The organism is Pseudomonas sp. EA_105y_Pfl2_R69 (genome assembly GCF_963970915.1).
GTDB lineage: Bacteria > Pseudomonadota > Gammaproteobacteria > Pseudomonadales > Pseudomonadaceae > Aquipseudomonas.
In genome coordinates, this window is the sequence record NZ_CAXAOO010000001.1 from 1 (window position 1) to 11832 (window position 11832).

An 11832-nucleotide genomic window follows, 5' to 3' on the forward strand; every position below is an offset into this window, starting at 1 on the left:
CGACCAGAGCCACGACCCACATCCAGAAGATCGCGCCGGGGCCGCCGAGCATGATCGCCACCGAGACGCCGGCGATATTGCCGGCACCGACGCGGCCGGCCACCGAGAGCATCAGGGCCTGGAACGAACTGAGCTGGCCGGGCTGGCGCTGGAAGGCCTCGGCAAAGATGCGGAACATGCTGCCGAAGTAGCGGAACTGGACGAAACGCGAGGCGATGGTGAAGTACAGACCAAGGCCGATCAGCATCACGATCAGCAGCTTGCTCCAGATCAGGTCGTTGAGAATGTCGAGCATGGGGTCTCTCCCTTTTTTGTATTTGTCGGGGAAATGAATGGTGATGACGCCGCAGCGCCGCCCGGGTAGGGCGACGCTGGCGGACGGCACGGGTGCTCCGTGTACCGGCAGCCTGTGCAGTCGGGCGGTGGCGGGGGTTGTGCGCCGACACAGGAAATCCGCCGCCGAGCCGACCGAACGTGCTGTTCGGTACTAAGGCGTCGGGGGTGGCCCGTTGTCTGGCGGAGAGAGACGACCGGGGTCGAATGCGTTCATGTGTTCACCCTGTGTGGTTATTTTTATTGCCCTGGATGCCGATAGACATCTCGTTGGCTGCCGGCTCCTGTCGGCCTTGCCGCTGCGCCGGGTTGGCGCAGAAGCCCCGCACGTCCCTGTGCGGGTGTTGCCCGTGAGCAGCGCCGCGTTATTGCGCGTTGTCGCTGTTGTAGATGTCGCGATCCAGCTCCTTCTCGCTGCTGCCCACCAGGGTGGTGGTCATCAGGTCGCCGGCGACATTGACCGTGGTGCGGGCCATGTCGAGGATGCGGTCGATACCGGCGATCAGCGCCACGCCTTCCAGCGGCAGGCCGACCGAGGTCAGTACCAGGCCGAGCATGATCAACCCGGCACCGGGCACGCCGGCGGTGCCGACCGAGGCCAGGGTGGCGGTGAGGATGATCATCAGGTACTGGCCGGCATTCAGGTCGACGCCGAAGGCCTGGGCGATAAACAGCGCCAGCACGCCCTGGTAGATGGCGGTGCCGTCCATATTGATGGTGGCCCCCACCGGCAGCACGAAACCGGCCACGCCCTGGGACACGCCGAGGTTCTTGCGCGCGCATTCGATCGATACCGGCAGGGTGCCGGCGCTGCTCGAGGTGCTGAAGGCCACGGCCAGCGCCGGGGCCACGCCCTTGAAGAAACGCAGCGGGCTAAGCCGCGCGAACAGGCCCAGCAGGCCGCCATAGACCAGCAGCACATGGGCCAGGCTGGCCAGGTAGATGACCCCGATTACCTCGGCCAGCGGCAGCAGTACCTCGATCCCGTGGGAGGCCACCACGCCTGCGATCAGGGCGAATACGCCGATTGGCGCGCAGCGCATCACCAGGTCGGTGAGCTTGTAGAACACCTCGGCCAGGCTGTCGAACAGCTTGACCGCCGGCGCGGCCTTGTCGCCGATCAGGTTCATGCTCACGCCCAGGGCGATGGCGAACACGATGATCTGCAGGATATTGCCCTCGGCGAAGGCGGCCACCGGATTGGTGGGTACCAGGCCGACCAGGATCTGCACCAGCGACGGTGCCTGCTTGGCCTCCTGCGCGCCGCTGGCGACCATGTTCATGCCTTCACCCGGGGTGAACAGGGCACCGAACAGCAGGCCGATGCTCACCGCGAAGGCGGTGGTGACCAGGTAGATGGCAATGGTCTTGACGCTGATGCGGCCGAGCTTGGCGCTGTCGCTCATGGCCGTGATGCCGGCCACCAGGGAGACGAACACCAGCGGCACGATCAGCATCTTGATCGCATTGAGGAACAGCGCGCCGATAGGGGCCAGGACCAGGGCATCGGCCTTGAACAGCACGCCGGTCAGTACGCCGAGGGCGAGGCCGATAAGGATCTGCTGCCACAGCGGCATGCGCCGCAGAAAGCCCAGGGGAAAGGTCGTGCTCTGACTCATGTGGTTCACCCGAATTGTTGTTGTAGATACAGCTGTCTGCGCAGCCGTGAGTGGTGTCGCCCGGCAGGCGAGGGTGGAAAGCACCGCGCCGCACAAAGCGGCGGCGCGGGGTATGACTCGGTTATCAGGCCTTGAGGGGTACCAGGCGCGGCGCGATCATGTTCTCGGGCCGCAGGATGTCGGCCAGGGTGGCGTCGTCCAGCAGGTTTTCTTCGCGCACCAGTTCCAGTACGCCGCGGCCGCTGTCCAGGGCCAGCTTGGCGATGCGGGTGGCGTTCTCGTAACCGATATAGGGGTTGAGCGCGGTGATCAGGCCGATGGAATTTTCCATCAGCGCCCGGCAATGCGCCTCGTTGGCGGTGATGCCGACCACGCAATGCTCGCGCAGCATGTCCATGGCGCGTTGCAGCAGACGGATCGAGTCGAAGATCTTGTAGGCGATCAGCGGCTCCATGACGTTGAGCTGCAGCTGGCCGCCTTCGGCGGCGATGGTCAGGGCCAGGTCGTTGCCGATGATCTCGAAGGCCACCTGGTTGACCGCCTCGGGGATCACCGGGTTGACCTTGCCGGGCATGATCGAGCTGCCCGGCTGACGCGCCGGCAGGTTGATCTCGTTGATCCCGGTGCGCGGGCCGCTGGACAGCAGGCGCAGGTCGTTACAGATCTTCGACAGCTTGACCGCGGTGCGCTTGAGCATGCCGGAGAACAGCACGAAGGCCCCCATGTCCGAGGTCGCCTCGATCAGGTCGGCGGCCGGTACCAGGGGCTGGCCGCTGATGGCCGCCAGACGGTCGACCGCCAGTTGCTGGTAGCCGGGGTCGGCGTTGATCCCGGTGCCGATCGCGGTGCCGCCCAGGTTGACCTCGGTGAGCAGTTCCGGGGCCAGGCTGCGCAGGCGCGCCAGGTCTTCGCCGAGCGTATTGGAGAAGGCGCGGAACTCCTGGCCGAGGGTCATCGGCACCGCGTCCTGCAACTGGGTACGGCCCATCTTCAGCACGTGGGCGAATTCCTCACCCTTGGCCGCGAAGGCCTGGATCAGGCTGTCGAGGCTGGCCAGCAGGCTGTCGTGGCCGAGCAGCAGGCCGAGGCGGATGGCGGTGGGGTAGGCGTCGTTGGTCGACTGCGCCATGTTCACGTCGTTGTTCGGGTGCAAGTGCTGGTACTCACCCTTGGCGTGGCCCATGGCCTCCAGGGCGATGTTGGCGATCACCTCGTTGGCGTTCATGTTGGTCGAAGTGCCGGCACCGCCCTGGATCATGTCGACCACGAACTGTTCGTGGAAATCGCCGCGCACGATGCGCGCGCAGGCCTCGCTGATCGCCGCATGCTTGGCCGCACTCAGATGGCCCAGTTCGCGGTTGGCGTCGGCGGCCGCCTGCTTGACCATGGCCAGGGCGGTCACCAGTTTCGGGTAGTGGGCCAGGGGCACGCCGGACAGACGGAAGTTGTGCACGGCGCGCAGGGTCTGGATGCCGTAGTAGGCCTCGGCCGGAACTTCGAGGGTGCCAAGCAGGTCTTTTTCGACGCGGAAGGATGCAGCAGCGGACATGATGAGTACTATCTCGGAAAGTGCGGCTGATGCCGCGATGCCCCGTAGGTTATGGTTCCCGGCCCGTTACTGGCTAATGCTGTTAAACGCTGGGTCATGCACAATCGGCATAATGTTGGTGTGACGCCGGATTGTCGGCGAGCGTAAACCTAGGGTGGATTAGGCGCGCGGGCGCGGTGGCAGAATCAGCGCAGCGGTTCGGCGCGCCGTAGGGCGTACTCGCACAGCAGAACGTAACGTAGGGGGATGACGCTTTATCCATCCACCATGGCCGAGGTGAACGGCGGATGAAAAGTGCGTCAGCTACGCGCCCCGATCCACCCTACGCAGTTGACGTGTCCTGGATGCAAAGCAGCGGAATCGCAAGGAACGACCATGAACCTGGAAACCAAATGGCTGGAAGACTTCGTCGCCCTGGCCGCCACCCGCAGCTTCTCCCAGGCGGCGCAAAAGCGTTTCGTCACCCAGCCGGCTTTCAGCCGGCGGATTCGCAGCCTGGAAAACATGCTCGGCCTGACCCTGGTCAACCGCGCCTGCACCCCGGTGGAGCTGACCGAGTCGGGCCAGCTGTTTCTGGTCACGGCGCGCAGCATGGTCGAGCAGCTCGGCGAGGTGGTGCGCCATCTGCATAACGTCGAGGGCCAGCAGGGCGAGGTGATGCAGATCGCCGCCGCACACTCGCTGACCCTGGGTTTCTTCCCCGAATGGATCGCCCGCCTGCGCCGCGAAGGCCTGCCGCTGAATACCCGGCTGGTGGCGACCAACGTCGGCGAGGCGGTGCACTCGCTGCGTGAAGGCGGCTGCGACCTGATCCTCGCCTATTACGATCCGGATGCCGCGCTGCAGATGGACCCGGAGATCTTTCCCTCACTGCACCTGGGGCGCACCGAAATGCTCCCGGTGTGCGCGGTGGGCGAAGACGGCGCGCCGTTGTTCGACCTCAATAGCGGCCAGAGTGTGCCGCTGCTGGCCTACAGCGCCGGGGCCTTTCTCGGCCGTTCGGTCAACCTGCTGCTGCGCCAGCGTGGGCTGCGTTCGACCACGGTGTACGAAACGGCGATGGCCGACAGCCTGAAGAGCATGGCCCTGCAGGGCATGGGCGTGGCTTGGGTGCCGCGGCTGTCGGTCACCGCCGAACTGAGCCGAGGCGAGCTGGTGATCTGCGGCGACGAACAGTGGCAGACGCCCCTGGAAATCCGCCTGTACCGCTGCGCCCTGGTGCGCAAGGCGGCGGTGCGGTTGCTCTGGCGCAAGCTGGAAAGCGGCGCGATCGGGCTTTAGGATCTGCTGCGCGTCGGCCCTGCTGCGTTAAAAACAGACTCGGCAAGCCGCTTGCGGCTAACGCGCTTCAGCGCGGCCCGAAGGGCGAGTGAAGCGAGTAATGCTCATGTACAAAAGTACACTCGCATGCGAGCCCAGTCCGCTTCCTCGCCTGTTTTGACCAGCCGGAGGCTGTTACTACGTAGCGCCTTGCAGGACTCTAGCTCGCGAGATCTAAAACAGGTTCTAAGAGCACTCTCACGCCAACAGCCATGAGCTATCAGGTACCCGACTTGATGGTGGTCCAAGCGCGGGTGCGGACGCGTTCGACCTTCTGCGGCAGCGGTTGCAGCACGTAGAGGGTTTTCTGGGCTTCGGCGGTGGGGGTCAGGCCGGGGTTGTCACGGATTTCCGTGGCCACCAGCGACATGGCGTCCTTGTTCGGGTTGGGGTAGCCGAGAAAGTCGGAGATAGGTGCCACCACTTTCGGGTCGAGCAGGTTGTTGAGGAACTCGTGGGCCTCGGCGACGTTCTTCGCGCTTTTCGGAATGGCGAAGGAGTCGTACCACAGCGGCGCGCCTTCCTTGGGCAGACGCCAGTCGACCACCACGCCGTTGCCGGCTTCCTTGGCGCGGTTGGCGAACTGGTAGAAGCTGCCGGAGTAGCCGATGGCCACGCAGATATCGCCGTTGGCGATATCGGTCATGTACTTGGCCGAGTGGAAGTAGGCGACATGGGGGCGGATCTTCAGCATCAGCTCGGTGGCTTTTTTGTAGTCATCCGGCTTGCTGCTATTGGGGTCCAGCCCCAGGTAGTGCAGGGCAATGGGCAGAATCTCACCCGGTGAGTCGAGCATGGCCACGCCGCATTGCTTGAGTTTGCTGATGTTCTCTTCCTTGAAGATCAGGTCCCAGCTGTCCACGGGCGCATCGGCGCCGAGTGCGGCTTTGACCTTGTCCGGGTTGAAGCCAATCAGCACGGTGCCGTACATATAGGGCACGGCGTACTGGTTGCCGGGGTCGTTGGCGGTCATCAATTGCAGCAAACCGGGATCAAGGTGTTGCCAGTTGGGCAGCTTGGATTTGTCCAGCTTCTGGAACACTCCGGCCTTGATTTCGTTCTCAAGGAAGGTGTTGGTTGGCACCACCAGGTCGTAACCCGAGTTACCGGTGAGCAGCTTGGCTTCCAGGCCTTCGTTGGTGTCGAAGATATCCCAGGTCAGCTGGATACCGCTCTTGGCCTGAAACTCCTTGGGTACCGAGGGCAGCATATAGTCGGCCCAGTTGTACACGCGCAGTTCGCGCGGCTTGTCCGAGGTTTGCGCCTGGGCCGCAGTGGCCAGCAGGGTTGCGCCGCAGATGGCGGCGGCGAGCAGGTGTTTGATCGTGTTCATCGTGTCTCACCCCTGAATTATTAGTGATGTGGTGTAGGGTGGATGGCGCTTTATCCATCCACCACGGGTATGTGGCGCGCTAGCGGTGGACGAAAACAGCGTCGTCCACCCTACCGGCCCTCGAAACCTTCCAGCACATTGACCGCGTTGACGCCGATGGCCTCGACCGCATAACCGCCCTCCATGACGAACAGGGCCGGTTTGCCGAGGGCGGCGATGCGCTTGCCCATGGCCAGGTAATCCGGGCTGTCGAGCTTGAACTGGGAGATCGGGTCGTCCTTGAAGGTGTCCACGCCCAGCGACACCACAATCACCTCGGCATCAAATTCGGCGATGCGCTGGCAGGCCTGATCCAGCGCCGCACTCCAGACTTCCCAGGGGCTGCCCATGGCCAGTGGGTAGTTGAAGTTATAGCCCTCGCCGGCCCCGATGCCGCGCTCATCGCTATAGCCGAGGAAGAACGGGAATTCCTCGGCCGGGTCGCCGTGGATCGAGGCGAACAGCACGTCACCCCGCGCATAGAAGATGTCCTGGGTGCCGTTGCCATGGTGGTAATCGACATCGAGGATCGCCACCCGCTGCTTGCCTTGGTCGAGAAAGGCCTGGGCGGCGATGGCGGCGTTGTTCAGGTAGCAGTAGCCGCCCATCAGCTCGCCGGCGGCGTGGTGGCCCGGCGGGCGGCACAGGGCGAAGGCGCTATGGGCTCCGGCGGCGATTTCGGCCTGGGCACTGAGGGCCACCTGGGCGGCGCTGTAGGCGGCCTGCCAGGTGCCGGCGGTGATCGGTGCGCCGCCATCGAAGCTGTAGTAGCCGAGCTGGCCGTGCAGATCCCTGGGGATCACCTGGCGCAGGGTGCGTGCCGGCCAGGTAAAGGGCAGCAGGTCGCCGCTGCCGTTCTGCGCCTGCCAGCGATCCCAGGCTCCGGCGAAGAAATCCAGATAGGCGGCGCTGTGGATACGTTCGATCGGCCCGCGACCGAAATCTTTCGGGGCGCGGATCTCACCGAGCTGGCGGTCCTTGACCCGCGCAAGGATATGGTCGGCGCGTTGCGGTTTCTCGAAACAGGGCATCAACTGGCCATCGATCAGCTCGCAGCTGCCGTGGTGCAGGTGATGGTCGTCGCTGTAGAAGGTCAGCATGTAGGTGGCTCCCAGGCTTGTTGTTCTGGCAACCATTGTTCGCCGCTAATGCGTTGTGAAAGAACGCTGATAACGGCCAATAGGGGATCGAAGTGGCCATAAAAATCGCCGGGAGCGATTTTCAACGTCGCGCAGCGATGGCTCGTGGGATGGCAGGTCAGCAATTGCCTGGCCGATCGCAGCTATGAACGTTTGCCCGGTGGGGGCGTGGTGACACCTGTCAGGGAATATCCCGCTCGGACGGCAAGACGATCCTGGCTTGCATGCCTTTGCCAAACAGGCGACTGGGGGGCACGCCCCACATAGAGCAGAAGTAGTTGCTGTAGTGGGGCAGGTCGGAAAAGCCTGCGTCTAGCGCCGCAGTCGTTAGGTTCTCACCCCGTCCGATCGAGATCACGGATTCGTACATCCGGTGCCAGAGGCGGAAGCGGCGAATGGGCACGCCCGTTTGCAGCTTGAACAGTTGTACCAGTCTGGGCACCGAAAGCTCCGCCACCTCGGCCAGCGTCCCCACTGGCAGGTTTTCCTGAAAGCACTGCCTGATGCGAGCGACCACCTGGGTGATACGCCCATCGATGCTCGACGTGCTGTCCCCGTTGGCATAGGCATAGTCGAGCAGGCGATCCAGGCGCTGGCAGGCATCGTCGGAACTGACCGGCTGGCTATGCAGGGCGGTGAACTCAGCCTTGAAATCCGCTTCCTCGCGCAGCTCGATACCGACGCCTTGGGACGCGCCCCGCAGGCAGCCGCTGATGCGCAAATAATCTTCGCCAAGGACATCCAGGTGACAGATGGCGACCACTTCGCTGCGTGCATCTATGGTCACGGACAGACCGGCTGGAATCACGAAGCTGTGGCAGCGCACGCTACCCTTTGCGGCGCTGAAGAAAATCGCGCCGCCCAGGCTGACCACCAGGGTGGCGGCACCGTAGGCCACCTGGACGGGCTCGGGCAGCGAGCCGAGGAAGAGGGTGCGCTTGCTCCATGGGTACATGAGCGCGTCTTTGGGGTGGCGGTGATAGCTATGCATCTCGCGTTGACTGCCCTGGCGGGAACCGGTCGTGTCCAAACTGTACCCCATTCGGCTGTTGGCCAGCGCCCGCTGTGACTGTTTCTTCCGACAGCTGGGGGGCGAATCATCAAAAACTACAATCGCTGCTTTTTTCCGCCGAGTAAGGTTGCGCTGCAAGGGCGATGGCGGTTGCTCGCCTGCCGACCAATAAGAAGAACTATTCGGGTATTTGCATGACGCTCAACTGTCCCCGGCCTGAGCCCAGGTCGCGCCGCACTCCCCGGCAGCAACGTTCGATGATGACAGTCGATGCCATTCTGCAAGCCGCCGCCATCCTGTTCGCCCGTGATGGATTCGAGAAGACCAGCACCACCAGGATTGCCGAGCTGGCGGGTGTCAGTGTCGGTTCGCTGTACGAGTATTTTTCCAACAAGGACGGTTTGCTGGCCTACCTGATCAAGCGTCACTGTGACTGGATGCTGGAGCATGTCGCGCAACGGTTGCGGGCTTCGCAGGACTTTCAGGTGATGACTGCGTTGGCGGTTTTCGTCGATTCGATCCACGAAAGCTACGCGATGAACATGCCCCTGCAGCGGGTGCTGATCGAGCATCTGGGGCGGCTCAGCAAACCGCATCACTTCGAGCGTGTCTCCGGCGCGTTGATCAGCGTACTGGAAGAGCATTTGCAGGCGTGTGGCCACGAGGTGCCGCGGCCTGACGTGCGCCAGGCGTTGTACGTCGTCGAGTGCATCGTTGAGGCGCTGATCCACCGCTCGATCCTGTTCGATCCGCACTTTTTCCACGACAAGCTCAGGGGCGAGTTGTTGAGCGTGTCTGCGAGCTGCCTCGGGCTGTCGGTGGGGCGGAATTGAGCCGGGCAGCAATCGTGCTTGCGGCCAGGCTGCCCGGGTCGATAGCGGTTGGCTCCCGGTGCGGCTGCAAGTTATCCCTGCGGGTGTCCGGCTGGCATAGCCGAGAAGGCGCGAGCGATAGAAACCCGAATATGAGTACAACTCTGGCTGAGCAGGCCCGGTAAATCGCGAGCTGGCAGCCTTATTACGACCCGAATAGCGCGTCTCTTGCTTTTGTCGGTAGGCTTTTTCAACTAATTCAAGCACCTGCTGCAGGCCTGAGACCGGGCGGCAGGGGCAATGCTCCTCTCCGGGTGTCAGTGCGCTCGGGCGAAAACAATAATTCCAAAGAACCCGGAGAAACCTATGTCGCTGCCCACCCTGCCCGGTTGGAACTGGGGGCCGTTCACCTTCCGCTTGCCCTTCTATCACACCAAGCTGTGCTGGCCCGAGGCGTTGCAGGGACTGTTCGTGGCGGCGGCCACGGGATTGGCCCTGGTGCCCTTGATGACCAGCTTCTTCGGTCTGAGCTTCGAAGAGGCCGTGGCCATTTCCATGCTCCATATGATCCTGCTCAGCTCGGCCCTGATCGTCTTCGGCGAACCCTATGCGCCCGGCTGGATCACCCCGGCGCTGCCGCTGGTGCTGGCCTATGTGCTCGGCACTTACGAAGATCCGGCCATGCGTTTCCAGGCGATGACCGCGTTGTCGCTCAACTTCGCCTTCCTGCTGTTCTTCCTCGGCATCAGCGGGCTGGGCAAGAAATTCGTATTCTGGCTGCCCGATACGCTGAAGGCGGGCATTGTCCTGGGGGCGGCGATTGCCGCGCTGAAGCGGGTGTTTATCGATGACGCCGAGCGCTTCCTGCTGCAGCAGCCGATAGCCACCACCCTGGCCTGCGCCATCTGCCTGGCATTCGCCTTTTCCCTGCCACTGCAGAAGCTCAAGCTGCGTTTTCGCTTCTTCGCCCTGCTCGGTGCCCTGGGGCTGCTGCCCGGTTTTATCGTCGCCGCGATTGTCGGGCCGATGGTGGGGGAGGTGGCCTACGATATTCAGTGGGGCTTGCTGCTGCCGCCGGTTGGCGAGGCCTGGGCCAAGGTGTCGCCCTTCGCCATTGGCTGGCCGAGCCTGGAGATGTTTATCCAGAGCGTACCGCTGGCGATCATCACCTACGTCATCCTGTTCGGCGACCTGGTGACCGGCAACGAGGTGATCCGCGAAGGCTTGCAGAGCCGCCAGGATGAACACCTGGATATCAACCCCACCCGCTCGCACCTGTCCCTGGCGGCGCGCAATACCCTGATGGGCATCGCCGCGCCGTTCTTCCCGACCCAGGGCGCGCTGTGGACGGGCGTACACGTGATCATCATGCAGCGCTGGAAGCTCGGCAGCAGCGCCATGGGCAGCCTGCACAGCGGCCTGGTGTCCTACTACTTGATGGGTGTTCCTCTGATGTTCCTGGTCTTGCCGCTGTTGACCGGCCTCAAGCCGTTGCTGGGCATTGCCCTGTCGCTGACCCTGGTGATGACCGGCTTTGCCTGCGCCTATATCGCCATGTCGATTCCACGCAACAACACCTCGCGCGGCACCGTGCTGCTGATCGGTGCGGCGCTGGCCTTCTTCGAACCCTGGGTGGGGCTGCTGTTCGGGATACTGGTCACCCTGGTGCTGGTGGGCTGGGATCGCAACCCCGACCCGATCCCCCACGAAGACTGAGCATAAATGGGTCACCGCCCGTAATGCCCTTCGTTCCGGCCGGGCCAATGTGCCCGGCCCATGCAGTTCGCGGCTATTGCGGCGGCCGTTTCGCGAGCAGTCGCCAGGCGTGGTGACGGCTTGTGGCGTGCTCGCGGACCACCAAACGACCAGCGCTTATCTGTCAATCCACCGACCCGGTCTGCTGCTTGGCACGGCGAGGTCGTTGGCTGCCTTCAACCCGAACGTCCGTGGAAAGGGGGAGCGTACCCATGGTCTTTAATCAGACCAGCCAGGAAACCAAGCCGCGGCGCAAGCCCCGGCAGAATCGCTCGGTGATGACCTTCGAGGCGATCCTCGATGCGGCCGCGATTCTGTTTGCCCAGGATGGTTTCGAGTCGACCAGTACCACCAAGGTCGCACGCCTGGCCGGGGTCAGCGTCGGTTCGCTGTACGAGTATTTCCCGAACAAGGATTCGCTGATCGCCAATCTGATCCAGCGTCACTGCGAGCAAATGCTCGCGCGCTTTACCAGGAACTTCGCCCAGGCCCGAGGGGCGAGCCTGGAGCGCGTCATCGAGGCCTTTATCGATTCGACCCATGAGGCCTATGCCGAGAACTATCCGTTGCAGCGCGTCTTGCTGGCGCATATTGGCCGGGTGAGCAAACCCCACCATTTCAAGCGGGTTTCGCAAGCCATCATCGGTATGCTCGAGCACACCCTGCTCGCCAGCCAGGACGAGATCAGGCGACCCAATCTGCGCAATGCCCTGTTTATCGTCGAGTGCGCGGTCGAGTCGCTGCACCACCGCGCCCTGCAGTTCGAGGCGCAGCTGTTCAGTGGCGACCTGAAGCAGGAGCTGCTGGTCATGGCCGTGGCCTATCTGAAGACACCTGGGGCCGAATAGGCTGCTGCTCAACGCCGAGTCGGCAGATTGTTATCAGATGTTGATAAGCAAAGCGCTCGACCCGCCGTGTAGC

At 63.3% G+C, this 11832-nt stretch carries 10 protein-coding genes; 4 read left to right on the forward strand and 6 right to left on the reverse strand.

All coding sequences use genetic code 11. The features are described 5' to 3' along the window. The 3 genes from AACY13_RS00005 to AACY13_RS00015 all read right to left on the reverse strand — a co-directional run. The coding region (locus AACY13_RS00005) for an alanine:cation symporter family protein (RefSeq protein WP_339458164.1) at positions 1-295 on the reverse strand (295 nt) is incomplete at its 3' end. Positions 296-698: 403 nt separating this feature from the next. After that, positions 699-1952, reverse strand: a complete 1254-nt coding sequence (locus AACY13_RS00010) for a dicarboxylate/amino acid:cation symporter (RefSeq protein WP_339458166.1) — start codon at positions 1950-1952, stop codon at positions 699-701. Positions 1953-2076: 124 nt separating this feature from the next. Then, complete coding sequence (locus AACY13_RS00015) at positions 2077-3501, reverse strand: aspartate ammonia-lyase (protein ID WP_339458168.1); 1425 nt, start codon at positions 3499-3501, stop codon at positions 2077-2079. Positions 3502-3876: 375 nt separating this feature from the next. Here AACY13_RS00015 and AACY13_RS00020 point away from each other — a divergent pair, with 375 nt between their 5' ends. Beyond that, positions 3877-4782 (forward strand): LysR substrate-binding domain-containing protein, encoded by a 906-nt coding sequence (locus AACY13_RS00020; RefSeq protein ID WP_339458170.1) that lies wholly within the window; start codon positions 3877-3879, stop codon positions 4780-4782. A 259-nt stretch (positions 4783-5041) separates the two neighbouring features. On the opposite strand, the gene AACY13_RS00025 is transcribed toward AACY13_RS00020, so the two are convergent. From AACY13_RS00025 to AACY13_RS00035, 3 genes are all read right to left on the reverse strand, one after another. Then, the gene (locus AACY13_RS00025; protein WP_339458172.1) at positions 5042-6154 is read right to left on the reverse strand and encodes a polyamine ABC transporter substrate-binding protein; all 1113 of its coding nucleotides are present in this window, start codon (positions 6152-6154) and stop codon (positions 5042-5044) included. Between the two features lie 110 nt (positions 6155-6264). Continuing rightward, positions 6265-7293 (reverse strand): histone deacetylase family protein, encoded by a 1029-nt coding sequence (locus tag AACY13_RS00030; RefSeq protein WP_339458174.1) that lies wholly within the window; start codon positions 7291-7293, stop codon positions 6265-6267. Between the two features lie 220 nt (positions 7294-7513). Further along, positions 7514-8287 (reverse strand): AraC family transcriptional regulator, encoded by a 774-nt coding sequence (locus AACY13_RS00035; protein ID WP_339458176.1) that lies wholly within the window; start codon positions 8285-8287, stop codon positions 7514-7516. A 314-nt stretch (positions 8288-8601) separates the two neighbouring features. On the opposite strand from AACY13_RS00035, the gene AACY13_RS00040 reads away from it, so the two are divergent. The 3 genes from AACY13_RS00040 to AACY13_RS00050 all read left to right on the forward strand — a co-directional run bounded on the left by AACY13_RS00040 (position 8602) and on the right by AACY13_RS00050 (position 11759). Continuing rightward, positions 8602-9177 (forward strand): TetR/AcrR family transcriptional regulator, encoded by a 576-nt coding sequence (locus AACY13_RS00040; RefSeq protein WP_339458178.1) that lies wholly within the window; start codon positions 8602-8604, stop codon positions 9175-9177. 345 nt (positions 9178-9522) lie between these two features. Then, a complete protein-coding gene (locus AACY13_RS00045) occupies positions 9523-10872 on the forward strand; it encodes a hypothetical protein (protein WP_339458179.1) in 1350 nt (449 codons plus the stop codon). A 251-nt stretch (positions 10873-11123) separates the two neighbouring features. After that, positions 11124-11759 carry a TetR/AcrR family transcriptional regulator gene (locus tag AACY13_RS00050; protein ID WP_339458180.1) on the forward strand — a complete coding sequence of 212 codons (636 nt, stop codon included), beginning with the start codon at positions 11124-11126 and terminating at the stop codon, positions 11757-11759. Positions 11760-11832 lie beyond the last annotated feature (73 nt).